General features: G+C 63.1%; 24 protein-coding genes. 8 read left to right on the forward strand and 16 right to left on the reverse strand.

Going from position 1 to position 23,529, the window contains the following annotated elements:
* The first annotated feature begins 53 nt into the window (after positions 1–53).
* The 6 genes from PSH76_RS17720 (at position 54) to PSH76_RS17745 (ending at position 4,722) form a co-directional block, all read left to right on the forward strand.
* A complete protein-coding gene (locus PSH76_RS17720) occupies positions 54–401 on the forward strand; it encodes a multidrug efflux SMR transporter (protein WP_038421338.1) in 348 nt (115 codons plus the stop codon).
* 15 nt (positions 402–416) lie between these two features.
* On the forward strand, positions 417–1,037 hold the full coding sequence (locus PSH76_RS17725) for a DUF3313 family protein (protein ID WP_000837791.1): 621 nt from the start codon (positions 417–419) through the stop codon (positions 1,035–1,037).
* Complete coding sequence (locus tag PSH76_RS17730; protein WP_000063629.1) at positions 1,034–2,191, forward strand: ABC transporter permease; 1,158 nt, start codon at positions 1,034–1,036, stop codon at positions 2,189–2,191. Before PSH76_RS17725 ends, PSH76_RS17730 begins: the two co-directional genes overlap by 4 nt.
* A gap of 5 nt (positions 2,192–2,196) precedes the next feature.
* Complete coding sequence (locus PSH76_RS17735; protein WP_024944155.1) at positions 2,197–3,009, forward strand: ABC transporter ATP-binding protein; 813 nt, start codon at positions 2,197–2,199, stop codon at positions 3,007–3,009.
* A gap of 91 nt (positions 3,010–3,100) precedes the next feature.
* Positions 3,101–4,030: an MlaD family protein gene (locus tag PSH76_RS17740; protein ID WP_000433686.1), complete on the forward strand. Its 930-nt coding sequence runs from the start codon at positions 3,101–3,103 to the stop codon at positions 4,028–4,030.
* A 92-nt stretch (positions 4,031–4,122) separates the two neighbouring features.
* Positions 4,123–4,722 (forward strand): ABC-type transport auxiliary lipoprotein family protein, encoded by a 600-nt coding sequence (locus PSH76_RS17745; protein WP_003124411.1) that lies wholly within the window; start codon positions 4,123–4,125, stop codon positions 4,720–4,722.
* 66 nt (positions 4,723–4,788) lie between these two features.
* Here the strand turns inward: PSH76_RS17745 and PSH76_RS17750 are convergent, their stop codons facing one another.
* The 9 genes from PSH76_RS17750 to PSH76_RS17790 form a co-directional block, all read right to left on the reverse strand.
* Entirely contained in the window at positions 4,789–6,792 is a 2,004-nt protein-coding gene (locus PSH76_RS17750) for a relaxase/mobilization nuclease and DUF3363 domain-containing protein (RefSeq protein WP_000132148.1), read from the reverse strand.
* A 448-nt stretch (positions 6,793–7,240) separates the two neighbouring features.
* Positions 7,241–7,828 (reverse strand): S26 family signal peptidase, encoded by a 588-nt coding sequence (locus PSH76_RS17755; protein ID WP_003092304.1) that lies wholly within the window; start codon positions 7,826–7,828, stop codon positions 7,241–7,243.
* Entirely contained in the window at positions 7,825–8,382 is a 558-nt protein-coding gene (locus tag PSH76_RS17760; protein WP_023093372.1) for a DUF2840 domain-containing protein, read from the reverse strand. Before PSH76_RS17760 ends, PSH76_RS17755 begins: the two co-directional genes overlap by 4 nt.
* On the reverse strand, positions 8,379–8,642 hold the full coding sequence (locus tag PSH76_RS17765; protein ID WP_000147048.1) for a hypothetical protein: 264 nt from the start codon (positions 8,640–8,642) through the stop codon (positions 8,379–8,381). Before PSH76_RS17765 ends, PSH76_RS17760 begins: the two co-directional genes overlap by 4 nt.
* A complete protein-coding gene (gene parA / locus PSH76_RS17770; RefSeq protein ID WP_003092312.1) occupies positions 8,639–9,277 on the reverse strand; it encodes a ParA family partition ATPase in 639 nt (212 codons plus the stop codon). The genes PSH76_RS17765 and parA overlap by 4 nt, the downstream gene beginning before the upstream one ends.
* A 241-nt stretch (positions 9,278–9,518) precedes the next feature.
* Positions 9,519–10,364: a replication initiator protein A gene (locus PSH76_RS17775; protein WP_022652188.1), complete on the reverse strand. Its 846-nt coding sequence runs from the start codon at positions 10,362–10,364 to the stop codon at positions 9,519–9,521.
* A 26-nt stretch (positions 10,365–10,390) separates the two neighbouring features.
* On the reverse strand, positions 10,391–10,675 hold the full coding sequence (locus tag PSH76_RS17780; RefSeq protein ID WP_001247107.1) for an AlpA family transcriptional regulator: 285 nt from the start codon (positions 10,673–10,675) through the stop codon (positions 10,391–10,393).
* A 111-nt stretch (positions 10,676–10,786) separates the two neighbouring features.
* Positions 10,787–11,557, reverse strand: coding sequence for a DUF2285 domain-containing protein (locus tag PSH76_RS17785; protein WP_003092318.1), 771 nt, complete (start codon positions 11,555–11,557; stop codon positions 10,787–10,789).
* 342 nt (positions 11,558–11,899) lie between these two features.
* A complete protein-coding gene (locus PSH76_RS17790) occupies positions 11,900–12,247 on the reverse strand; it encodes a DUF2958 domain-containing protein (protein ID WP_016487838.1) in 348 nt (115 codons plus the stop codon).
* Positions 12,248–12,534: 287 nt separating this feature from the next.
* Here PSH76_RS17790 and PSH76_RS17795 point away from each other — a divergent pair, with 287 nt between their 5' ends.
* Complete coding sequence (locus PSH76_RS17795) at positions 12,535–12,828, forward strand: helix-turn-helix domain-containing protein (RefSeq protein ID WP_006379425.1); 294 nt, start codon at positions 12,535–12,537, stop codon at positions 12,826–12,828.
* Positions 12,829–13,140: 312 nt separating this feature from the next.
* On the opposite strand, the gene PSH76_RS17800 is transcribed toward PSH76_RS17795, so the two are convergent.
* The 4 genes from PSH76_RS17800 to PSH76_RS17815 form a co-directional block, all read right to left on the reverse strand.
* Positions 13,141–13,455, reverse strand: coding sequence for a DUF736 domain-containing protein (locus PSH76_RS17800; RefSeq protein ID WP_001273857.1), 315 nt, complete (start codon positions 13,453–13,455; stop codon positions 13,141–13,143).
* A gap of 775 nt (positions 13,456–14,230) precedes the next feature.
* Positions 14,231–14,440 (reverse strand): hypothetical protein, encoded by a 210-nt coding sequence (locus PSH76_RS17805; RefSeq protein ID WP_022580212.1) that lies wholly within the window; start codon positions 14,438–14,440, stop codon positions 14,231–14,233.
* Between the two features lie 61 nt (positions 14,441–14,501).
* Positions 14,502–16,571, reverse strand: coding sequence for a ParB/RepB/Spo0J family partition protein (locus tag PSH76_RS17810; protein WP_000994919.1), 2,070 nt, complete (start codon positions 16,569–16,571; stop codon positions 14,502–14,504).
* 80 nt (positions 16,572–16,651) lie between these two features.
* A complete protein-coding gene (locus PSH76_RS17815) occupies positions 16,652–17,479 on the reverse strand; it encodes a DUF932 domain-containing protein (RefSeq protein WP_003092327.1) in 828 nt (275 codons plus the stop codon).
* 545 nt (positions 17,480–18,024) lie between these two features.
* Between PSH76_RS17815 and PSH76_RS17820 the strand changes: the two genes are divergently transcribed.
* Complete coding sequence (locus PSH76_RS17820) at positions 18,025–20,328, forward strand: AAA family ATPase (RefSeq protein WP_006379607.1); 2,304 nt, start codon at positions 18,025–18,027, stop codon at positions 20,326–20,328.
* Positions 20,329–20,394: 66 nt separating this feature from the next.
* On the opposite strand, the gene radC is transcribed toward PSH76_RS17820, so the two are convergent.
* The 3 genes from radC to PSH76_RS17835 all read right to left on the reverse strand — a co-directional run bounded on the left by radC (position 20,395) and on the right by PSH76_RS17835 (position 23,516).
* Positions 20,395–20,904 carry a DNA repair protein RadC gene (radC, locus tag PSH76_RS17825; RefSeq protein ID WP_003092330.1) on the reverse strand — a complete coding sequence of 170 codons (510 nt, stop codon included), beginning with the start codon at positions 20,902–20,904 and terminating at the stop codon, positions 20,395–20,397.
* Between the two features lie 351 nt (positions 20,905–21,255).
* The gene (locus PSH76_RS17830) at positions 21,256–22,320 is read right to left on the reverse strand and encodes a YhcG family protein (protein ID WP_003092331.1); all 1,065 of its coding nucleotides are present in this window, start codon (positions 22,318–22,320) and stop codon (positions 21,256–21,258) included.
* A complete protein-coding gene (locus tag PSH76_RS17835; protein WP_001062689.1) occupies positions 22,317–23,516 on the reverse strand; it encodes a site-specific integrase in 1,200 nt (399 codons plus the stop codon). The genes PSH76_RS17830 and PSH76_RS17835 overlap by 4 nt, the downstream gene beginning before the upstream one ends.
* Between the last annotated feature and the right edge of the window lie 13 nt (positions 23,517–23,529).

The following is a 23,529-nucleotide window of genomic DNA, read 5'->3' on the forward strand; positions in this document are numbered from 1 at the left end:
CATTCTCAGAATTCGTATGCACCCACGCTTCATGCGTATGTCTCGCTAGGCTTATGCGATTCAGCACCCATCCGCTGATCTGGAAATCCTGGTCGATTGTCATTGCCGCAGGGGTTCTAGGAGCGGGCTATCCACTGGGCCTGCGGGCCATCACGGCGGGCGGTCCGATGCGCTGGGTCGGCCTCTGTGTGGCAGTGACGTGCATGGCGGCCAGCGGCGCACTTTTGTGGTTCGCGCTCAAGCGGATTCCGATCAGCGCGGCCTCTGCAGCCTGGGCAGGAATCGGGCTACTTGGAAACTTGGGCGTCGGCGCCCTCCTACTAGGCGATGTCGCATCGGTAACGCGCTGGTCTGGCACCGCCCTCATCGCAGCAGGCATTGCCTGTCTTAGTTTCGTTTGATCAAGGAGACCCATTATGAAGAGCAAAACTGCATTGATCCGCGGCGGCATCTTTTTTTGCGTAGCAGGCGCGCTCTCTGGATGCGCGACCAACAGCATGACGCGCTCCGGATTTCTCGGCGACTACGAGAAGTTATCGCCGACACGATACGAGAACGTACTGATGTACCGCGCAGCGGGATTCGAGCCCAAGCGTTATGCCGCTGTCGTGGTGGAAGAAGCGCAGATCAAGACCGCCTCGGGTCGCATCGATGGGCTCGATGACGCGCAGCAGCGCGAAGTGCTAGACCATGTGACGAGCGAACTGAAACGCCAGGAAGGCAAAAGTCCCGCCCCCCCAGGTGGCGCGGGACAGGTTCGGGTGCGTGTAGCGGTCACCGAACTGCAGACACCGAATCGGGCAGTCAATGCAATGACGACCCTGCTGGTTGGACCCGTGACGACGGGTGGTGCCAGCCTAGAGTTCGAAGCAGTCGATTTAAGGACGGGACGCCGGGTTGCTGCCGCCAGTTGCTTCGAGCGCGGCAACGTCATTAAAGAGTTCGCCGGTTCGTACACATTGCTGGGTCATGCCAAAGCGGCGATCACGAACTGCATCGAGCGCATCGACAGCGCTTGGCGGGACACGCAGCCATGAGCAACGCTTCACAGGCTTGGCTCCGGCAGGATGCCATGGTCGGCGGTGATCACAAATGGCTGGCGGGTGGCGACTGGACGATAGAGCACTACGCCAGTCTGGCAAAATCCGTGTCCGCCGCCCGCATCAGTCATGCCGAGGGGTACGCCACTCCCTTACTCGACTGGACGCAAGTCCAGAGACTGGACACCGCCGGCGCGGCTCTGCTGGTGGAAATTCTCGGGCCAGACTCGATACTCGACCGGCCGGAGGCAGCTCCAAATCTGTCCTCGGATCGCCTCGCCCTAATGAGAGCGCTGGCCGCCGCTGCTACCGATCAGCAGAAGACGGAGAAAGCAGCGGTGAGCGGGAATCCTCTGCTCCGCGGTCTGGGACGCATAGGCCTGACCTTGGAACAGGGCTGTCGTGCGTGTCTTGGTCTGGCCGGGTTCGTGGGCCAGATCATCGAAACATGGAGCCGTACCGTTCGTCACCCGCGTCGCTGGCGCGCGACCTCGGTGATCGCTCAAATCCAGCGATCAGCGGTGGACGCCATTCCCATCGTGGCGCTACTGAGCTTCATGGTAGGAATGGTGGTGGCGTTCCTGGGAGCAACGGTGCTGGCCAACTTCGGTGCGAGCATCTTCTCGGTGCATCTGGTCGCCTTCTCGTTCATGCGCGAGTTCGGAGTGCTGCTCCCGGCCATATTGATTGCAGGCCGTACCGCAAGCGCGTACACCGCCCAAATCGGTTCGATGAAGGCAAATGAAGAGATCGATGCGCTTCGCTCCAACGCGCTCGACCCCATCGAGTTACTGGTGCTGCCACGCGTGCTGGCGCTTCTTGTGTCCTTGCCACTGCTCACCTTAGTAGGCATCTTGGCTGGCATTGCGGGCGGCGCCACCGTATGCGCACTGAGCTTGGAAATTCCTCCCGCACAGTTCCTTGCCATCGTGCAGGAAAAAATCGAGGTGCGCCATTTTCTTGTCGGAATGAGCAAGTCCCCGCTCTTCGCGGTGATGATCGCCGCTATCGGCTGCCATGAAGGGTTCAAGGTCGCCGGTAGCGCTGAGTCGGTAGGCGACCACACGACGTCTAGTGTCGTGCAATCAATCTTCATGGTGATCCTGATAGACGCCATCGCTGCACTGTTCTTCATGGAGATGGGCTGGTGAGCGCGGTGAAGCAAGACACCGACAACGGTGTGCGACACGCTATTGAAGTGCGCGGCCTGGACAACAGGTTTGGAACCCAGCAGGTCCATCAGGACCTAGACCTGGACGTGCGGCGCGGGGAAATCCTTGGCGTGGTGGGAGGGTCAGGCACCGGGAAATCCGTGCTCTTGCGTAGCGTCGTCGGGCTGCAGAAGCCGCATTCGGGCGTGGTCCGTATCGGGGGGCGCGACCTACTGCGAGCCCAATGGCTTGCGCGCGCGCGTATGGAGCGAAGGTTCGGCATTCTGTTCCAGAAGGGCGCGTTGTATTCATCGCTGACCGTCTTGGAGAACGTCGCTCTTCCTTTGATCGAGCATGTCGGTCTGGCGCGGCCTCTTGCCGAGCGTTTGGCAAGAAGCAAGCTGGGCTTGGTGGGGTTGCCTGCCGGAGCGGGAGACAAGTATCCGGCCTCGTTGTCCGGAGGCATGGTGAAACGAGCAGCACTGGCGAGAGCCTTGGCGCTTGATGCGAACATCCTGTTTCTTGACGAACCCACCGCAGGACTGGATCCAATCGGGGCTGCATCTTTCGACCAATTGATTCTGACCCTGCGCAATGCACTGGGCCTCACGGTGTTTCTGGTAACCCACGACCTCGATACGCTGTACACCATATGCGACCGTGTCGCGGTCCTGGCGAACCAGAAGGTACTCATCAACGACGGCATCGAGGCAGTCGAGCGCTTCAAGCACCCGTGGATACAGGAATACTTTCACGGCCCCCGTGGCCGTGCGGCCGCACAGGCCACTGGTGCTTCCAGCCAAGAGACGCAGCCATGAAACCCCTCCGCATCTGCATCATTCTTCCGTCGCGCACGCATTGGGCTGGGCGCACGCAATATTTAAACTCTGAGAACGAGGTGGTCTGATCATGGAACCACGTGCCCATCATGTATTCATTGGTCTGTTCGTCGTGCTGCTCGGTGCGATTGGTATTGGCTTCGCGCTTTGGCTCAGCGACACACGTTCCGACCACGATTACCAGTATTACCGGATTATGTTCGATGAGCCAGTGACCGGGCTTACGCCCGGCAGCCAGGTTCAGTACAGCGGAATCACGATTGGCGAAGTCGTTGCACTTTCTCTTTCACCGCGAGACCCAAGGCGGGCGATAGCGCGCGTACGCATCAATGCCACCATCCCGGTCCGGCAGGATACCCGCGCTGAATTGGTCATCACGGGAATTACCGGCAACGCGGTGATCGAGTTGAGCGACGGTGGGCCAAACGTGCCATTGCTGGATCGGAGAGAGGACGAGGAACCGTTGATCCTCGCACCACGTTCGGCGATGGCATCCCTGGTCTCCGGTGAGGGGAACAGCATGACGACACTCAACGGCATCTTGCTGCGCACGCAGGAGTTACTGTCGAAGGAGAATTTGGCTCTTGTGCACCGCAGTCTGGTGAATCTTGAACAGACCACGGGCGCGGTCGCTGACCAGAGGGCCGAGATCGCGACGTTAATCAGCAATCTGACCGAAGCAAGCAGAGAATCGACAGCTGCCGTGCGCCAAGCAAATAGCACTCTTCGCGATGCCAACCTGCTACTAAATAACGATGGTAAGCAAATCATGGTGAACACGCGTGATGCAACGGCATCCCTCGAACGCGCCGCTTTCAGGGTTGAGACGCTACTGCAAAACAATCAGGAATCGCTGAACCAGGGCTTGGCCGCCACAGGTCCTGCCATGCACGAACTCCAGCAGGCGCTGGCCAATCTAAACACCGTGCTGCGCCGACTGGATCGCAATCCGGCGCAATACCTGCTCGGTGGAGAGAACATTGAGGAAACCAAGCCGTGAACACTTCCGCCAGGATGATTCCCGTCGCTGCCGTGACTATGACGCTAGTACTCGGCTTGTCCGCGTGCAGTGTGCTTCCCAAAGCAGCTCCAATGGTCACCTACAAATTGCCCGACTATCACATCGCCCAGGCGGAGAGTACGCCGCGCGCCGTTCCGGGACCCGGGGCGCTGCGCGTCTACGCCCCTGAGAGTAGTCGCGTCCTGGATTCGGAGCGGCTGTTCATTGCGCAGCCCGATGGTCGCTTGTCGGCTTGGCAAGGAGTGCGTTGGGCCGACCCCGCACCGGTGCTGCTGCGTGACCGAATCGTCGAAGCCTTCATGCGCGATGGGCGGTCGACTTCCGTGATTACCGATAGCACCCCAATGAGCGCCGATATGGAGTTGCGCAGTACGCTGCGGGCGTTCCAGCTCGAATACCGCGGCACTGAAGCGATCGCCGCGGTTCGGCTCGATGTGCAACTGGTCGATCCGGCCAAACGGACTGCTATTGCCAGTAGACGCTTCGAAGCAATCCAAGCCACAGGCAGCAAGCGAGAGGCCGATGTGGTGAGCGCGTTCGGTGTCGCCACGGATATATTGGCCGGGCAGATCGTTGAATGGGCAGTTCAGGTCGGGGCAGCGCGTTTGCGAGTTGCACCGGAATTGGCAAGCAACCATGCACCCACAGCGTCGTCGATAAGCACAGACTAGTCGTCTTAACGGAGCACAGAAGCTAGGGCCAAAACGCTGCTCGACACCTTAACTCGGTACGACAGCCTACGGCCCCGATCCAATCCCAGGACCTCTTTGCCGTCCAACCTCCCATGACACACCGCCGCCGCGTACAGTCGCGGCGATCTGCTGCCCCAGTCGTGGCTCGATTATCGGCCGCCAAGGCACCAGACTGAATCCCATGCCGTCATCGAGCAGCGCATAGCGACCGCTGGCGAGCATGACCGAGCGCCGGTAGATGCCGGCTACGCGCTGCCCGTCTGTGACGTGCCGATGCTCCAATCCGCTATCGGCGGCAATGTGCTGGGCGGCCTGCGCCAGCTCCCGATTGCGCAGCGTTTCCAGCAGATTCCGGGAGAGAATCAGCCGCTGCCCGCGCCGCTGGGCCAGCCCCTGTTCTTCGAGGAAGTCGGCGCGCTGCTGCAAGGCTTGCCTAGCATCGCCGCCAAAGCCCAGGTCGCCCAGTCCCTTGCCGCCGCCGATCAACTGCTGATCCAGCCAGGTCGCGCCGATGACGCGGGCCTGCCGTTCAATCGGCAGATGCGATTTCAGTTCGACCGCCACGCCGCCCAGCCGCTGCGCGTCGTACTGGCGGCCACGCTCGGCCAAGTCGTCCGGCACCTTCCATAACCCCTCGGCCACGCGCTCCACGATGCCGGCCCGCCGTAGGGCTTCCAGCCGGCGGATATGGGCCGCCACAGCCTCTTGCGGGTCGCGGCCGGGCTTGGCTCGGCCTTGCTCGATCGCCAGGTGGTGATCGGTGCGGTACAGGCCATTGCTCGCCAGCGTGGCGATGTTCTTGTCGGCCGCCCGCACCTCGGCGGAACCGCGTACCTCCACCACCGCGCCGATGGGATAGTTCGCCAGCTCGTCGCGGGCGTCCAACGCGACGTAGTGGGCTTTGCCGTCCAACCCGTCGATGACCAGATAGCCGCGGTCGTGCAGCTCGTCGGCCAGACCCTTAGCAGCCACGCGACCGACGATAGTGCGGCCGTCGTCGCCCGGCTCGAACACCGCCAGCTCGCGAGGCTTGCCGCTCATGGCCCGCTGCATCGTTCGGATGATGTCGCCACGCTCGCCCAGGGCACGCAAGGTCTTCTCCGCGTCCGCATGGACGGCCCAGGTGCCGGGCTGCACCTCGTCGGCCAGGCCCAGGCGCTGCAAGTGTTGCAGGCGGCCGATCAGCAGCAGGCGCTGGCGTTGCAGCCGGGGTTCGTTGAAGCGTTCGATCTGCACCCGGCCATCCTCGCCGGCCTCGCGCTGCAACGTGCGGTCGAGGCTCGTCCACCGCTCTTGCTCCACCTCGCGCTGCAAGGTCTGCTGGATCTCCAGTTCGGTGCGCGGCCCCAGCCATTCCGTCGCCAGCTCGGCGGCGCGATGGCGGAAGCCGTGGGCGATGTAGTCGCCCGCGATGATGAGGTCTTTGCCGGTATCGTCGCGTCCGCGCACGATCAGGTGCGTGTGCGGGTTGTCGGTGTTCCAGTGATCGACCGCCACCCAATCCAGCCGCGTCCCCAGGTCGGCCTCCATCCGGTTCATCAGGTGCCGGGTGTAGGTGCGCAGGTCGTCCAGCTCCGCACTGTCTTCAGGTGAGACGATGAAGCGGAAATGATGTCGGTCGTCCTGGCAGCGTTCCTTGAAGGCATCGAGGTCGGCTTCGTCGGTCTGCGGCCCGTAGGCACGGCCCGGCTCGCCGTTCCGGCCGGCACCGTCGCGCTCGATGTAGCGCAGGTGCTTGGCGAGCGACTGCGGACTGGCGTTGCGCTGGTTGACCAGCAGCGTCTTGATGGTCACGCGCCGTGACATAGGGGTCAGCTTTGCGCCTGCGAAGCGCGCCGCCGTATGGCCGCGTCCAAGCCGTGAGCCGGGCCGCTGGCCGGCGTGCTGGCCGCTCCCGCCAGCGGTAGGACGGCGCACCGCCGACTTGCCGCCGCTGGCCTTGCCAGCCTGCTTGAGCACCTTGGAAACGAAGCTCTGGCCCTGGCCTTTGCCTCGGTTCTTCGGCGCGCCAGGGCGCACCCAGAAATCATGGTCGCCGCGGTCGGTCATGGCTGTGCTCCCTGCAAGCTCCGGCGTGTCCGAGCGTGCGAAGCACGCGGACATGCCTGCATCGGCGCGTGCCTCGCGCCCCACGCGGCACGGCGGCGAAGCCGCGCCGTGCCGCGCCACCCCCACGTGCAGACTGGCTTTGCGGGCGGCAGAGTGCCGAACCCTTTTGTCTTGCCTTCCGCCTTTGCCCCTCGCTCCCGCTCCGGGCATCGGCGGCCCGGCGGCGCTGCTGCACGAGCAGCCAGCCCGCCGGCGAACACGCCAATGGCCGCAGGCCAGGCGCGTTCGAGGCAAGACGCCTGCACGTTGGGCGGCTGCGCCGAAGGCAGCGCGAAGTGCGGTGCGAATGCACCCGCACTGCACGCGCGACGACACGGCGACGAACAGTAGAACGACATGCCCGATGGCACGATGAGAGGCGCGGCAAAGTGCAGCGAATCGGCGGCCATCATGGACGTGTCTCCAGCCAGATCGGATGCGCAACGCCGATCACGGCGAACGCGCTGACCGGCCCGAAATAGCGGCTGTCGAACGACGCCGGGTTGGTCGCGCTCAACAGGAACAGTTCGCCCGGTTGGAGACGGCGGCAAAGCTGCAAGGATGGCAGCGGCCGGCCCAGCCGGTCGGCAGGCAGGGCGGCGGCCACCGGCACGCCGTCGATGCGAACCTGGCCGGCGACGATGCAAACGTGTTGTGGCGCGACTGCGCCCACACGTTTGAGCAGCGGAACGCGGGTCGGCAGGTAGCCGCGCTGCGCAGCCAGCATGGCGGCCCTGTCGGGCAGCGGCATCAGCACGATGCTGTCCACGGACAGCGGACGTGGCCGCGAGGCGGTGCGCGGGTCGAACGGTTCGATGCGATACCAACCGACCGCCACGCTGTCGGACGGGTTGTAGGCCATTCGCGGCAGGGGCTGCACGAACGCCGCCCAGGCCAGCGCAGCGAGGCCGACGGTGGCGAAGCCTGCCAGCACGAGGCGAGCGCGCAGGCGCGAGCGAGGATGCGGCACGGGGCCGGTCGTGGAAATCGTGGTCATGGCAATGCCCTCCCGGCCAGCCAGGCGGCGTGCCGTTCTGCGGTGTATGTGGGTAGCGCCGAGCGCGCTGCGAGCCGGTTCGCGAGCGTGCGCCAGTACGCGGGCGATGTGTCTGCGGCTGCGATGCCCAGCGCCTCGATGCCGTCGATGCGTTCCAGCACGGCGCGCACGTTGGCATCGCCTTCGGCGTGCAGCAGCAGACGCGCGCCCGGCTGCACGCCGGGGATGCGCTGCACGGCGTCCAGCGGCGTGGCGGTCTGCATCACCATGAGCTGCCAGCGGATCGTGCCGTAGTCGTTGGCCTGCCAACGGATGCGGCACAGAACCGCGTTCGGCAGGAACACGGCGCAGCGCCGCCAGCGGTCGAGCTGGAGCGTGCGCGCCGGTTCGCCGAAGCGCAGGTAGAGCTTGAAGCGCGGTTCGATGTAGGCCAGCGCCACGCGCGTCAGCGGCACGTTGCCGGCCTGGCCGGCGAGTGTCGAAGGCGCCGGCGGCGGCGCAGCCGTGGGCGCACTTGCTTTGGGGGTGTGGGCGGTCGAAGCGGATGCGTTCACGGCGTGCCCTCCGGGGGAAACTCCCGCTCCAGCAGGTCGCGCAGCAGTTCGGCTACGGTCACGCCTCGCGTGAAGGCCGACACCTTGATGCGCGCCCGCATGGCGGGCGTGATGTCGAGCGTCAGTCGAGCGGTGTAGAGGTCGCCTTTCTGCACGGCATCTGCGTCGCCCTGGCGAATCCACGCTTCGGCGTGCGGATTCGCTGGGGGACGCGCACCGATGCCGACGCGCTTGCTGCGTGGTGGTGGCTTCCCAGTCATGTCGGCCACCGCAGCAGTTCGTCGGTGAGCGCGGCGATCTCGCGGGCAGCGGCGCTGTCGGGCGCGGTTTCGCGGGCGAGCCGGCCAGCGGCTACGCTGTCGGCAAAGACGATGCGCTGGTGGATCTCCGAGCGCAGCGCGGGCAGCGGCTGTTCGGCCAGCGATTGCCGTGCCTCCCTGCCGATGATGGTGGTGCTGACGCGCCGGTTGATGACGAAGGCCGCGCGCAGCGCTGGCCGGAACACCTGTGCTTCGCGGATCAGTGCGACCATCTCGGCAGAAGCCCATACGTCGTAGGGGCTGGGCTGCACGGGGATCAGCACGCGCTCGGCCGCCAGCAGCGCGGAACGCGCGAGGGCGGCGATGCGCGGCGGGCCGTCGATGATGATGTGATCGGCCCGCCTGGCGAGTTCTGGCGCTTCCTGATGCAGCGTTTCGCGGGCAAGGCCCACGGCGCTGAACAGACGGGGCAGGCCCTGCTGGCTACGCCGCTGCGTCCAGTCGAGCGATGACCCCTGCGGGTCGGCATCCAGCAGGATGACATGCAGGCCGCGCATCGCCAGTTCGCCGGCGATGTGCGTGGCGAGCGTGGTCTTGCCGACGCCGCCTTTCTGGTTGAGAAACGCGAAGATCATGGCGCGGCCCTCCGAGCTGGAAAGCCGGCCTGGCCGTGCCGTTTCGTGGTTGTCCACCGAAACGGCGCGCTTCTACTAAAAGTTATGTATTTCTTGTTAGGTAAGTTAGAGGGAACGCAAACCCGCGCCGTTGTTGGCTTTCCGGCGTTTTCGTACTCCTGATAGCACGAGGGTCGTACTCCTGATAGCACGATACCCGGTACTCCTGATAGCACGAGGCCGTCCACAGGTTCTCCCGCAGTTATCCCCGTGCCGCGTGCGGCACGGGCCGGAAGGTCAGCAGCTCGGTGTTGTCGTCCGGCATCCGCTCGATGCCGAGGACGTAGCCGGGCAACGACTGCCGCGCCACCAGGGCGCGCACGTCGTAGGCGAAGTCCGAGAAGCGGGCCGCGCTGCCGGATTTGCGGTACAGGTGTCGGAAGTCGAATTGCCAGCCGTGCTCCTGCCGCCCGCCATGCTTGCGCACCAGGCGGTACAGCCAGCGTTCGATACCGCCCTTCAAGCGGAAATAGGCCGGGTCGATGGTCAGCACCAGGGCGGCGTCGAGCACGCCGGCATAGAACCAGTCCGGCAAGATCAGCTCGATGCCCAGCGGGGTGCCGCTGGCGTCGGCGAGTTCCTTCCACTCGTTGATCCACGAGAAGCGATGCAAGCGCCTTCCCGTGGTTTCGCGGATGGACGTGGCCACCGTGGTCGATTGCAGCCGGTCGAGGGCGGCCTTCAGGCGCTGGTAGTCGTTGAGGGACGTGCCGCGCCCGATGAAGCGCAAAATCTCGTAAGGCGTGGCGCGTATCCAGCGCGACGGGCGCAGGCCCGCGTCGCGCGCCTCCACGATCTGCGAGGCGGCCCATATCAGCACGTCGGCATCCCATATCGTTGCGATGCCGTGCTCCTGCGTGCCTTCCACGCGAATGGTGACGTTCCCGCTGCGGAAGTCGATCGGCGCCGTGCGCCGCGACTTGGCAAGCGAGAAGAACGGAAAGGCCATCAAGTCCTGGGAATCGCGTGGCGCCATGTCGCCCGGCAGCGCGCGGAACAGATCGAGCTGTTCGCGCTGCGGCAAGGCTTGCCCTGGCGGGCTGGACATGGCGAAGGCCACCCACGCGCCGACGATCAGCGGCCATCACGGTAGTCGCCCGCGTGGCGCTCGGCGTATTCGGGATCGGACGTGGCCTCGTAGCTGCGCTGGTCGGCCCAGGCATCGAGGTCGGACACCGCGTACATGACGCGGCGGCCGAACTTGCGGAACTTGGGGCCGCCGCCGATCACCCGCTGCTTCTCCAGCGTGCGCGGCGACAGCCGCAGGTAGTCGGCGGCTTCGTCGTTTGTCAGGTAGCGTTGAGGCTGCGAGGTCGCAGTGACGGCAGCGGCGGCAGGCCGCGAGGGAGCAGGTCGCATGGGATGTACCTCCATCAAGCCCGGCCACACCACGCGGCCGGATAGAGGCACTCTCAAGAAAGCAAGGCTTCTTGCTAAGGGACGATTCGCACGGGTCGAGAAACGTCCCCCCTAATGCGACGGGAACATTGGAAGCTGCGCTAGTCGGCGGTAGCCGCCGTGCATCAGCTCATCGCCGCGGCGTACCAGCCGCCGTACGCGGGCACGCAATGCACTGTCTTTGTGCCAGTCGGCCGCGACGGCATCCGCGCCGAACAGACCTTCGCCCACCTCGCGCAAGGAGGCTCCCGCGAGGGTCGCGTCGAGCGCTTGCAAGGTATGCAGTTCCAGCAGCGCGGCGGGCGTGGGGCGGGAGCGGGCTGTTGCCACAGGCGTGGCCACGGTTGCGGCAGATAGCGCATCCAGCTTCGCAGCGAGCGTGCGGTAGCGCGCACAGGGCGTGGCGCAGGCGCGTGTGGCGTAGAGATAGGCCGAACCATCTTCCAGGTCGGGTGCGAGTGCCAGCCGAACGCAGCAGCCTGGCCAATGCGATACGAGCACCAGGCGCTTGCCGTCGTGGGTCAGTTGCTTGCGCCCAGGAATGCGCCAGAACTCGAAGGTATGCGCATCGGGTGGTGGGTCGGCGTCGGGGTATAGCTGCACCACGGCATCGTGATCGGGGAACCAAGCAGGATGTGCGTCGCGCGCATCCAGGCCGGGATCTTCCAGCAGGCGCAGGCCCCAGGCCTGCGCCGCATCAGGCTTGCGACGCCGGCGTAGCCAGTCGCGCCGGTAGCTTGGATTCCTGCGCAAATACTCCCAAGCCAGCGCTGGGCCATCGAGGTGCAGCGTGTAGAGATACGCGGCCGTGGGATACCAGTGTTGGCTGCTGCGGTCAGTCATGGCGAAACCTCCCTGTTTCTGGGAACGTCGCCACAATTCCGCTGTGCGGGAGCTATCGAATCGCCATCAAGTGGTCATCAAACTCGGGTTACGCTTTAACTGCTGGTGTCAAGACAGATTCGCTCCAGTGCATTGCCGAAATCGTCTAAATGCGACGACTGCACCGCCCGGAAATGGGGTGCAGCATTGAACACCGTGCCGAATCTCGCGCCTGGCATCATGACTGTTTTGGTCAGGAGCGCACCACCCTGGTGCAAGCATGCGGATCAAGACTTGCCAGGTCTTGGCTAAGACCGAAATAGTCACAATGCGATACTTTTTGCCTGGTCGCGCTGGAATGCGTCAATCGGTGATCGAACCGTTTTCCTGAGCCAGTCGAACGTATTCCGACAGCGGCCGCGTCGGCTGGAAATACCGATCTCGTATCACGGGCTGCTTGAGCGGCCCGACGATGGACGCCAGATCGGACAGCTTCACCGTCGCCAGGGCAGGCATCCCGATCCCGAGGTCGATCAGGCCGTAGGCCGTATCGCCATCGGTCGGATCGAGCGCGGCCAATAGCCAGGTCGCATGTGCGTCCGGTGTGAACAGGCGCACCACGGGCAGCGGGTCACATTCCTGGCCTGCGGCGCGGGTGAGGCCGTGGGCCAGTAGGTGCACCCGGTCTTCCTCGGTGACAAGCGTGGTCAAGGCCGCGCCCCTTCCACGAACACACGCAATCGCCGAGGCGCATCTGTGCCTGCGGACGGATGCACGTATGCGCAAGCGCACGAAGCCGCAAAAGCGGAGAGGCACGAAGGCGTATTGGTGGAAGTCAGGAAAGACACGGATGCGGTTCCCTGGGTCTGAGGAAATCCGCAGATGCGGATCTCCGTAAAAGCACGGAAAAGGAAAACATCACCACCAAATGAACACTATAGATTGTAGTCCTATAGGGCGCAATGGGCTGTCATCTTGGTTTTTTGGGGAAACCATAGGTGGCAGCGAAGAACTCATTGGCAGCGGCGATTCGGACGGTAAGGAAGGCGCGTGGTTTGAGCCAGGAAGCGTTCTCCAACGTGTCCAGTCGCACCTACATGAGCACGCTGGAGCGCGACCTGAAAAGCCCAACCATCCAGAAGCTGGCCGATCTGTGCGAGGTCATGGAAGTGCATCCGCTCACGCTGCTCACATTGGCTTATGCCGGTGACAGCACCCGCGAAGCTGATGAATTGCTGGCACAGGTGCGCCAGGAACTCAGGGCGATATTGGAAGAGCCCGACACGCCTTAGCGCGTTGGCGTGTGGTACTGAATTGCAGCAAGCGGAGCGCGCAGCGCCGCAGGCGCGAAGGCGTGAGGGATTGAAGCCGGATGGCCGTGACGGCTTGCCGGCACGGGGCGAAGCCCGAAAGCCCGGCGGCGCTTACAGCGCCGACACGCCACACACCGCTCGTTGACACGGATTGCGAGCCACAAGGCACGCATGCAGGCCCGCCGTGACGGGCGTATCCAGCACGCGGCAGCAGCAGAAATCCTGCGCGTGCGGTGCTGCGATCAGCAGCATCGCGCCCCGCCGCAGTGGGCGGGACGCGGTAAGCGGCTGTCAGGCCGCCTTCGGCTTGTTGCGCGACCAGATCAGGTCGTGCGTGCCGTCCTCGTTCTCGATCAGGCGGGCATAGACCGTCGCCGGGAACGAAGGGTCGTCGATGGATACGGACAGGTATTCCCGCCCGGCCTCGCTGGTCTTCTTCCACGCTGCGCCGACTTCGTGGCCAGCCGCTTGCAGGTGGAAGTCGGGGGCGTTCTCGGTGTCGCCCTTGTCGTTGGGAACCAGCTTGACCTTGACGTTGAGCGTCAGGGTGCGAAGCGTGCCGGTGAAGCCGTCTTTCTCTGCGGTGAAGGTGCCGATGTTAGCCATGATGTTTCTCCTTTCGGGTTGAACAAGGTCGCGCCAGTGCGTCCTTGTTGTGATCCGGCCGGCGGGGGATGGGCTGGTCGCACCGCACAGCGGTCGCAACAACGTGGAGAACCTGGAAGCGAAAAGAATTTGTCCCGCGAGGAATGCGCGCAGCGCAGGGGAAATTGTTTTCGCTGCAAGGTTGCGGCCATCAAGCACAAGGCGCAGCCGCGCCACCGCCAGGATTCACAACAAGACAAGGACGCACAGGCCGCCCGCTCCCGAATGGAGACGTGGCCAACTCGGCATCCCCGCGTGACGGCTGCACCGGCTTGCGCCCTGACGCGGGCCAGGTCAATGCCCCGACGACAAGGCCAGAGCGCCCCTGCCGCAGCTCACGGCCACATACTGAGGCGTGGTGTGGAAGCTCCATAGAAGCGAGGCTGGGCGGCGTGTCGGTGAACCGTCTTTCGTGACGTACAGACAACGAACCGCCAGCGTCGGGGACGGCACGCTTTCGTGCAACCTGCCGCAGCAAGCCGGGGCGTAGCCACACCAGCCCCGCCCATTGCGGCGGGGCTCGGTCGAATCGTTGGCGGCGCGATGCGCCGCCACACTTGCTGGCTTCGTGGATTTCGCGCACGAGCGCCCTTGTGCGTGGCCCCATCGCCGCCTGTCCGAAGGCGGCGATGGGGCGTTTTGGCTTTGAGCAGTGAAACCGGGCGCGGCCACCGCCGCGCCCGGAGTTTTCGACCACCGGCCCCAAGGCGGCACGGCTTGGGGCCGGTGCGGCTCGTTATTCCTTGGTTTCGATGATCCACCACACGGCGCGCGGCAAGGCGCGGCCCGTGAGGGGATGCAGATCGGTCAGGTCGGCGCGGGCCGTCCAGCCACGCGGCGGACGGTAGCCGCGCACGTCGCCGTCGCCGTGCCAGCGGCGGGCGCGCACCGTGCCGGAGGCATAGGTCGCAGCTATGCGGGGGCGGTTTGCGGGTTGGTGGGTCATGGCAGGCATCCTCAACATGAAGCGCCCCGGCCGGAACCGGGGCGCTATCTACGGTGCGAAGTCACGCGGCCAAAGCCTCGGCCTGCGGCTGGTCATCCGCCACGGCGGCCACTTCTTCCTGTGCTTCGGCTTCGCCATCCGCCGGCGCGTCCTGCCCGGTCTGCTGCGGGCCTTCGGAGCGGAAGATGGCGGGCATCCAGCCGGTGCCAGCGGCCAGCCGTTCGGCTTCGCTGGCAATGTCGCCCTTCTTCAACTTCGCCAGTCGGGTGACGTGCGAGGGCGCGAACCCGCCAACGGCTTCCAGAATCGCGGCCTTCGGCACATGCCGGAAGTAACCCTCATTGGTGGGCTGCCACCACGCGGCCATATCCAGCCCCACGGCCTGCGCCAGTTCCGCGCCGGGCTGGTGCGGCGTGGCGCGAGGCGTCACCACGTCCACCGTGGAAGCTAAGCACACGGCCAACAGCCGCACCAGTTCATCCTGTGATTTCGCCAGCAGCGCGGCGAACAGTTCGGCGCTGTCCTCCGGCAAGGTTTCGCCTGCCACCTGTTGCAGTTCGCGCAGCGCCACGGCGGCGGGTGATTCCGGCCAGTCCGGGGCCATGCCTTCCAGCCGGTCTTGCACCGTGAGGCGCACACCCAGCGGCAGGTCGTGCCCGTAGTGCCTTTCCTGCAAGACGGTCTGCACCATGCCATGCACCACGGCGGCCAGCGCTGCTTGCGGATGCCGTGCAACTTCGATTTGCAGCGCAGCGGTACGGTGCGCGCTCAACCGCTGCGCCAGTCGGTCAGACATGGCGGCGGTCTTGGGCTGCTCGTCGTCCTCGCCTGCGTCCTCGTTCGCGGCTTCGCCTTCGCTGCCGAAACCCTGCCGCAGCCGCTCCAGCGTGCGCAGTGCCTTGGCCTCCGCTTCGCGCAGCAGCCCGCGATGAATCGCGGCCTGCCCGTCGCGGTCGATGGTGACAATGGCACCGGCTGCGGCCTTCACGTTGGCCGCATAGTCCAGCAAGCCATCTTCCAGCGCCTGCAACTGCTCGCCCAGGCGTTCGCCTTCTTCCTGCAAGGCATCGGCCTTTTCCTCGTCCTCGTCGTCCAGCGCGGCATCCACCGCCTCGGCCAGTTCGTGCAGCTTGGTTTGCAGCTTCTCGATGCGCTGCGCGTCGCGCTTGTTCGGACTGCGGCGTTCCCTTGGCGCACGCTGGAAGGCTTGCAGATCGGCATGGGTCATGCCCGGCGTGGCATCCACCCACGCCCAGCCCTCGGCCTGCACCTTGGCGGCGATACCTGCCAGCTTGTCCTGCGCCAGCCGTTCCAGCAGTGCGGCATCGGTCAGATACACGCCTTTGTCGCCCTCCGCGAACAGGTCGCGGCGGATGCCACCGCCTTCCTGCTCGTAGCCGTCCAGCCCGACAAAGCGCACCAGCGGATGCCGGTAGGCGTCGATTTCGCGTTCGGTCAGGCGGTCGCGCAGGTTGTGCGGGCCGCGCTGCCATGTGGGCGCATCGTAGAACGCGGCTTCCTGCGCAGCATGGTCGTCGGTGATGGCGAGGGCCATCAACTGGTCAAGGCTCACGGCCTCGGCCCGGTAGTCGGCCAGCAGGCGCGGCGACACGTTGGCGAGTTTCAGACGGCGCTGCACCACCAGCGGCGTGACGCTGAAATCCGCTGCAATGTCCTCGATGCTGCGGCCTTCGGCCACGAGCGCGGCGAACGCCTCGAACTGGTCGGCGGGGTGCATGGCTTCGCGCTGCACGTTCTCGGTGAGGCTGGCCGTGCGGGCGGTGCCATCGGCCACCAGCAGGCAAGGCACCTCCCATTCCTTGCTAATGCGGTGCTTTTTCGCCAGCAGCTTCAACGCTGCGAGGCGACGGTCACCGGCCACGACCTCGTAATGCTCGCCATCGGCGGCGGCAATCACGATGAGGTTTTGCAGCAGGCCGACACGCTGGATGCTGGCGGCGAGTTCGGGAATGGACATGCGCGGGGTCTTGCGCACGTTGCGGCCAGTGGGACGCGACACCAGCCGCGACAGCGGAACCAGAATCAGGTTCTTGGTCGGATCAGCGGCTTCCAGCGGGATAGCGGCGGCGGTGTTGATGGCGCGGGCTTCGGTTTGGGTAACGGCGTTCATGGTGATAACTCCTATCGGTTCAGGGATGCAGCAGCGAAGAAAGCGACAAGGGCTGCTGCCTGCCCCTGCCGCGTGGGGATTCAGGCTTTCAACTGGCGCATGCCATCGGCCAGCAGCCAGAGGGCGCGATTTAGTCGGATGTTTTGGTCGATGCCCTGCACCGGGCGGGTTTGCTGTCGGCGCCCGTTGGCGCTGCGGCCACGCAGCCCGCCTTGGGTCAGGTTTTCTTGGGTGCGGTTGAACACGCTCCACAGGTCGGGGCGGCGGTCGTCGAAGCGGCGCGGCATCAGGATTTGCGATTCCGTGATGGGCGCGGGCTTGTCGGGGTCGTCGTACTTGAGGGCGAGCGCGGCGCGGGCGAACACTTCGGATTCGCCATCGTCCAAGGTGATGCCGCGCATGGCATCGCGCGATTCCTTCACCCGATCGAAACCGCTCAAGACTTCGTAAGCCCCCTCAATGACCAGACCGGCCACGTCGCCTTTATGGGGCACTCGCACATCGGCCACGGTGTTGCCGCAGACAAGGCCATTGCTGCACACGAACCGGAACATTCCGGCCAGCATCTGATAGCTGCTGGTGCCGTCGTGCGAGTTCAGCAGCACGATTTCGTTGGCCTCCGCGCCGTTGATCTGGCTGGCATGGCGCAAGCGAATCATGTGTTTGGTGTGCTCGCGCTTGCCTTCGTCGCGCACGCGGGTTTGCGTCACCATGAAAGGCTGGAAGCCTTCTTTGCGAAGCTCGGTCAGCACGGCGGCGGTGGGGATATAGGCGTACCGCTGCGAACGGCTCTCGTGCGGGGCATCCGCGAAGATGGACGGGGCCACGCGGTGAATCTGGTCGTCGGACAGCGGGTAATCGCTGCGCAGCGAGGGGGAGCGGAAAGCGAAACGGGATGCGAGTTGCATGGTCTTTCTCCTGACAAAAGAGGTTTGCTGTTCACACCGCACACCGGATTTCTAGATTCGGAGCCCAGCCTTTCGGCTGTTTGGTGCGGTCGGCACGAGGAACCCGGTTGGCCCTGTTGCCACCGTCTTTCCTGAGTTCATCGCCCGCGCCCAAAGGAGCGCGCGGACGGGGGCCGTCAAGGAGCCAAGCGCAGGGTTGGTGCGGCCCGCAGGCGCAGCCGAGGACACGGCCCTGCGCGCCTTGACGGCACACGGTCGCGGGCTACGGTCGCGGGTAAGGTGATGAAGTCAGGGGAGACGGCTGGACAAGGCAACGGCCATCCCTTTGTGCTGACCGCACGCAAGCGAAGCGCGCAGGCCCGAAGCTGGAAGCCGGGCCGTAGGCGTCAGCGATGCGGAAGGCTGGCGAAGCCAGTCCCGCCAGGGATGAGCGACTAGCGAACCTGGAGCAGCGCGATCCGCGAAGCGGAGACGCAAGAGGACTCTTCGTTTACCATTTGTTTCGCAAGCAAATGATGGGAAAGCAAGAACACGGAGATATAGAGATGATTGTCTGCATCAACCGCCTCAAACAGTTCGGAATCTTCAGCGACTTCAATGGAACGAAGATCCAAAAGTTCGGCCGGTACAACCTGGTCTATGGTTGGAATGGAACAGGCAAGTCAACGTTATCGAATCTATTCTCTTGCTTTGAGCTTCGCTCGATGGTTCCCCGCTTCAGCACGGGCCAATTTTCAGTAGTTCTGGAGGATGGCTCAACGATCACGGAATCCACACTCCACTCATCCCAATTGAATATTCATGTTTTCAATCAACGCTTCGTGCATGAGAACATTGATTGGGACAAATCCGTAAAGAGCATCCTTCTTATTGCGAAAGAGAAGATTGATGACTTGCAGAAGCTGGAGAAGCTGAAGAGCGAGCTTCAGTCGAAAAAGAAGGCTCACGACGACAAGCAAAGCGATATCAAGAAGCAGCGTGAGGCATTAGAGAAGTTCCTGACCAATGCTGCCAAGAAAATGAAGCTTGGACTTCAGGCGATTGATACGAGCGACAGTTATTACTTGAATTACGACCGCCGCAAGCTCTTCAACTTCATACAGAATAACGGCGAGACAATTATCAAGGCGGAGTCGGTTCTTCCAGATGAGAGGGTTATCGACCTTACGAATGCCGCCAAGCCAGATCAGCTTCCAAGCATTGCTTTCGCCTCAACGGCCATTGAGCCGGACTACTTTAAGAAAGCGGCGGGCCGCATCAGAGATTTGATTGGGACTACGGCGGTCAATCAAGCAATCCAGCGGCTGACCGATAACCCGGAAATCCGCGAATGGGTTCAAGCAGGCTTGGAAATCCATAAAAACCACGACTCGCAATCCTGCGAGTTCTGCGGCTCTCCGTTCGCCCAGCTTCGTGCCGAGGCGCTTGCTGCCCACTTCAGCAAGGAGTTCACGGAGTTTCAGAGCCGACTTCAGAACGCGGCGACATGGATTGAATCTCAAGGCGCTCCAGCTAATCAGTTTCCCGCATCGACCGAGTTTTATAAAGAACTATCGGCCGAGGCAGAGAAGCTTCAAAAGGACTACGCAACTGCTGCTGAAAAGATCGACCAGCAAATCGACGCCTGGCGGGAAGCCCTGAAGGCCAAGATCACAGACCCTGGGAAGACAGACATTCAGATCTCGGATGTGGTTGAAGACGATGTCACCAATTTCAATGACATCCTGAAATCGATTGTTGCTCTCGTTGGAAAGCACAACAATAAGACTTCAAATTTCAAATCTGAGACCTCAAAAAGCAAGGTGGCACTGGAGCTTCACTTTGCTGCGGCTGAGGTGCAAGAGTTTGACTATGCTGGAAGTGAGAAGAAGTGCAATGACCTTGAGTCAGAAGCAAAGAACGACCATAAGGAAATTGAAAAAATTAGTCTAGAGGTCGGAGCCATAGAAGCGGCGCTCTCGAATGAAACGGTCGGGGCAAAGGAGTTCAATGACATCCTGCATCGCTTCATTGGCCGCTCTGAGCTTTGCCTGAACTTCAATCAGAAGAAGAAAGGCTATGAGATCATCAGAAACGGGGTTGGTGAGCACGATGGGAATTTGAGCGAAGGTGAGAAAACTGCGATTGCATTTGTCTATTTCATCACGAAGCTCAAAGAAAATGGAAATAACATCAAGGATACGATCGTCGTCGTTGACGATCCGGTCTCAAGCTTTGATTCTAATCACTTGTTTCACGCCTACTCGTTTTTGAGAACGCAATGCACTGAAGCCAAGCAACTTTTTGTGCTGACTCACAACTTCACTTACTTTAAGCTAGTGAGAGACTGGTTCACTGGCACCAATAGGAATCGAGTCAAAAAAGGCAACGCCGAGAATTGCTTCTTTTATCGCCTGGATGCGCCACCTGGCTCCCCTCGTCACTCCCTACTTGTGGATGCCGACGACTCACTCAAGAACTACGGTTCCGAGTACCACTATATCTTCAAGAAGCTCTACGAATATAGGGCGCACACAACACTCAATCGAGATGAGGCGTTCTTGACCGCCAACCTCGCCCGAAAGCTTGTTGAATCGTTTTTCACCTTCAAATATCCAAGGCGTCGAAGCGACATTAGTCAATTGATGGAGGCTGGCCTAAAAGATTGCACCATCACGACACCAGAGCTTAAAGAAAAAATCTACCGCTTTATCAATAAGTATTCACATAGCGACGTTATTGAGATAACAGAGGAATCCGCAGAAAACTTGGCAGGCGAAAGCCACAGCGTCATCGGGAACATCTTCCAGTGGCTGGAAGAGGTGGACAAGAAACATTACGACGAGATGATTCAGGTTGCGACGGCCTGAGCATCAGGCCGCGAGGGCCATAGCTATGCCACCAGGCGCAGCAAAAAGGGGCCGAAGCCCCTTGGGCTAGATCAGCCCATGCTCGGCGAACGATGCCGTTTCGTTGCCCGCAACGATGATGTGATCGAGCACGCGCACGTCCACCAGACCCAACGCTTCCTTGAGCCGCTGGGTCAGCGCCCGGTCAGCCGCGCTCGGCTCGGGGTTTCCGCTCGGATGGTTGTGCGAAACGACGACCGCCGCCGCATTGAGCCGCAGCGCCTCCTTGACCACTTCGCGCGGATACACCGACGCACCGTCAATAGTGCCGTGGAACATCTCCCTGTATTCGATCAGACGATGGCGCGTATCCATGAACAGCACTACGAACACCTCATGCTCGAAGCTGGCCAACTTTGTACGCAAGTATTCCTTGACCGCCGCCGGCGAAGTGAACTCTGCTCCGCGCCGCATTTTCCGGTCAATGACCTGGCGCGCAGCTTCCAGAATGTCGTCGGCCGATGCCGGTAGATAGCGCCCGTGCGCGTCGCGCACCAGCAGACAGGAATCGAACGAGGGAAAGGACAGTTGCGACATGATCGTGCTCCGGTTGCTCGGGCGGAATTGCCCGGAACCGGCGGCAGCACGGCGCAGCGCAAGCAGTCAGGGGTCGCAGACGGCCGCCAGGACGCAAGCGCGCATGGCGCGCGCCGCCCTTGACGGCGAGAACGCCGTGATACGGTGAAGGGAACAGCAAGACCGCCCACACCCGCCCACTGCACAGAGTCGATTTTTGGCAAGCGGAGCGCGCAGGCCCGGATCAACGAGCCGGGACGGAGGCGTCAGTGATGGAAGCCCGACAGGGGCGAGACTCGCGCAGCGAAGCTCGATGCGCAGCACGACAGCGCGACGGCGGCACGCCGGGACGCCCGACTGCTTGGGACAGGACTACTCGTTGTCCGTCTTGCGCTGCTCGATTTGCAACTGCGCCCGTTGCGTTGCCTGTTGCAGCCGCTCCACCAGCACGCCCCTCGGCGGCAAGGCGGTCAGATACTCGGCAACGTGGATGCCGGACTTGTCCAGCTCCAGCAATTCGATCTGCTCGCGCTTCTTGCCGGTGCAAAGGATGATCCCGAGCGGCGAGGCTTCCTCCGGCTCCCGTTCGTGCTTGTCTAGCCACCGAAGGTAAAGCTCCATCTGCCCTTTGTAGGCCGCCTTGAAGTCACCTACCTTCAACTCCACCGCAACCAGCCGCCGCAGCTTGCGGTTGTAGAACAGAAGGTCAAGGTGGAAATCCTCGTCGTCGATCGGAATGCGCTTCTGCCGGGCGACGAATGAGAAGCCCGCGCCCAGCTCCAGCAGGAAGGACTCCATTTCACGGATGATCGCCGCTTCCAAGTCGCCTTCCTGCCAAGTGTCCCGCAGGCCCAGGAAGTCGAGGATGTACGGGTCGCGCATGACCAGGGCCGGCGACATGCGCTGCGCATCGCGCAGGGTCGCCAACTCCTGCGCTATGGTTTCTTCCGGCTTTTGGGAAAGCGCCGTGCGCTCGTACAGCATCGAGTCGATACGCTCGCGCAGCGTCCGCACGCTCCAGCGTTGGGTGCTGGCCATCTGTGCGTAGTAGTCCCGCTGGAGCGGGTCTTTCAGCGGCATCAGGGCGATGAAGTGCGTCCAGCTCAATTCTCGTATCAGTGATACGAGAATTCGCTCGTCGGGGAAGGTGGCGGCGAACTGCACCATGCGGCGCAAGTTCTGCTCTGCAAAGCTGCTGCCGTACTCCTCCACCAACTGCGCAGCCAAGGTGGGCAGAACTTCCTTGCCGTAGGCGCCCCGGCGCCTGTCCAAGACCTGCGTGTGGATGCGTTGGCCGATGCGCCAGTAGAGCATCGTAAGCTCGCTATTCACCGTCGAGGCGGCGCGCAAGCGCGCCGCCTCGATCAGTGCCCGAATGTCGCCCAGCAGCGCCGCGGGCGCTGCGAGCGATGCTGCTGATGGCCGGCGCCCGTTCATGCCACCGCCTCCGCAAGCTGCCGCGCGCCCGTGATGGCTTGGCGGCGGCTGGCCACCAGCTCGGCCGCCTCGCGCACCGGCTTGTCCTCGGTGTGGACGTAGTGCATGAACATCGCCACGGTCTTGTGGCCCGTCAGCTTCATTCCCACTTTGGTCGGCACACCGGAATTGGCAATGTCGGTGGTCGAGCGATGACGGATGCCGTGCGTGCCTACGTGCGGCACGCTGGCGGCCTTGAGCGTCCGGCACCAGCCGCCATAGTGCTCGCCAAAGGTCAGGTGCTTGGCCGGGTCGTTCGGCGACGGCAGGACGTAAGGGCAGCCTTCCAGACGCGGCGCCGTCGAAAGCAGCCGATAGGCTTCCTCGCTCATGGGCTTGGAAATGCCGCCAACCTTGCTGTCGGGCCACACCACGCGCCGGTTCTCGAAGTCCAGCCAGCTCCATTCGAGCGGGCAGATTTCGGAGCGCCGCGCCGCAAACTCGAATTGCAGCCGGATCGCCAACGGGATGACGTAGTTCTCCAGCCCCTCCGCCTCCAGTTTCTCCAACTGGCGGAAGATCCGCACCATTTCCTCGTCCACGATGAGCCGGGTTTCCTTGCCCGGCGGGTACATCGGGACGTGGCGGCACGGATTCGTGCCGTCCGGGCGGAAGCCCCAGACTTCGGCCAAGTTGAACATCTTGCGCAGCACGCCGAAGGTCTTGTTGGCCTCGGTCGGCTTGTAGGCCAGCTTTTCCATGAGCCCCGCAATGTCGGGCCGCTTCACGTCATGCACCTTCTTGCGGCCCAGCAGCGGGATGATGTTGCGGTCGATGACGCCCTGGTAGCCGTCCTGCGTGCTGACCTTGTTGCGCTTCTTGGAGTAGTCCTCCATGAACTTTTTGCACAACTCGGCCATCGTGGGCGCCTTGCGCGCCTCGGCCTTGGCACCGCCGGGATCACCACCCCGGCGAACCTCGGCCAGCCAGTCCTGCGCTTTGACCCGCGCCTGTTCGACGGTTAGCTCCCCGTAGAGTCCCAGCGAGGGCTTGCGGGGCTGGCCAGAGTTCGTGCGGTACTGGAGCATGAACACCCGGCGTCCCGTCGAGGTAATCTTGCAAAGGAAGCCGGGCACGACGGTATCCCGTAGTTCGATGTCCTTCGCCTGGGGTTGCGCCGACTCTACGGCGGTCTTGGTGAGCTTGATCTTTGCCATGATGACTCCTTGG

It is taken from the genome of Pseudomonas sp. FP215, from assembly GCF_030687795.1.
Lineage (GTDB): Bacteria > Pseudomonadota > Gammaproteobacteria > Pseudomonadales > Pseudomonadaceae > Aquipseudomonas > Aquipseudomonas salmasensis.

Excerpts from the sequence above, each read along its gene's own strand:
- PSH76_RS17720 (WP_038421338.1), top strand. The coding sequence starts at position 54 with ATGCGATTCAGCACCCATCCGCTGATCTGGAAATCCTGGTCGATTGTC.
- PSH76_RS17725 (WP_000837791.1), top strand. The coding sequence starts at position 417 with ATGAAGAGCAAAACTGCATTGATCCGCGGCGGCATCTTTTTTTGCGTA.
- PSH76_RS17730 (WP_000063629.1), top strand. The coding sequence starts at position 1,034 with ATGAGCAACGCTTCACAGGCTTGGCTCCGGCAGGATGCCATGGTCGGC.
- PSH76_RS17740 (WP_000433686.1), top strand. The coding sequence starts at position 3,101 with ATGGAACCACGTGCCCATCATGTATTCATTGGTCTGTTCGTCGTGCTG.
- PSH76_RS17745 (WP_003124411.1), top strand. The coding sequence starts at position 4,123 with ATGGTCACCTACAAATTGCCCGACTATCACATCGCCCAGGCGGAGAGT.
- PSH76_RS17750 (WP_000132148.1), bottom strand. The coding sequence starts at position 6,792 with ATGACCGACCGCGGCGACCATGATTTCTGGGTGCGCCCTGGCGCGCCG.
- PSH76_RS17755 (WP_003092304.1), bottom strand. The coding sequence starts at position 7,828 with ATGACCACGATTTCCACGACCGGCCCCGTGCCGCATCCTCGCTCGCGC.
- PSH76_RS17765 (WP_000147048.1), bottom strand. The coding sequence starts at position 8,642 with ATGACTGGGAAGCCACCACCACGCAGCAAGCGCGTCGGCATCGGTGCG.
- parA (WP_003092312.1), bottom strand. The coding sequence starts at position 9,277 with ATGATCTTCGCGTTTCTCAACCAGAAAGGCGGCGTCGGCAAGACCACG.
- PSH76_RS17775 (WP_022652188.1), bottom strand. The coding sequence starts at position 10,364 with ATGTCCAGCCCGCCAGGGCAAGCCTTGCCGCAGCGCGAACAGCTCGAT.
- PSH76_RS17780 (WP_001247107.1), bottom strand. The coding sequence starts at position 10,675 with ATGCGACCTGCTCCCTCGCGGCCTGCCGCCGCTGCCGTCACTGCGACC.
- PSH76_RS17785 (WP_003092318.1), bottom strand. The coding sequence starts at position 11,557 with ATGACTGACCGCAGCAGCCAACACTGGTATCCCACGGCCGCGTATCTC.
- PSH76_RS17800 (WP_001273857.1), bottom strand. The coding sequence starts at position 13,455 with ATGGCTAACATCGGCACCTTCACCGCAGAGAAAGACGGCTTCACCGGC.
- PSH76_RS17805 (WP_022580212.1), bottom strand. The coding sequence starts at position 14,440 with ATGACCCACCAACCCGCAAACCGCCCCCGCATAGCTGCGACCTATGCC.
- PSH76_RS17810 (WP_000994919.1), bottom strand. The coding sequence starts at position 16,571 with ATGAACGCCGTTACCCAAACCGAAGCCCGCGCCATCAACACCGCCGCC.
- PSH76_RS17815 (WP_003092327.1), bottom strand. The coding sequence starts at position 17,479 with ATGCAACTCGCATCCCGTTTCGCTTTCCGCTCCCCCTCGCTGCGCAGC.
- PSH76_RS17820 (WP_006379607.1), top strand. The coding sequence starts at position 18,025 with ATGATTGTCTGCATCAACCGCCTCAAACAGTTCGGAATCTTCAGCGAC.
- radC (WP_003092330.1), bottom strand. The coding sequence starts at position 20,904 with ATGTCGCAACTGTCCTTTCCCTCGTTCGATTCCTGTCTGCTGGTGCGC.
- PSH76_RS17830 (WP_003092331.1), bottom strand. The coding sequence starts at position 22,320 with ATGAACGGGCGCCGGCCATCAGCAGCATCGCTCGCAGCGCCCGCGGCG.
- PSH76_RS17835 (WP_001062689.1), bottom strand. The coding sequence starts at position 23,516 with ATGGCAAAGATCAAGCTCACCAAGACCGCCGTAGAGTCGGCGCAACCC.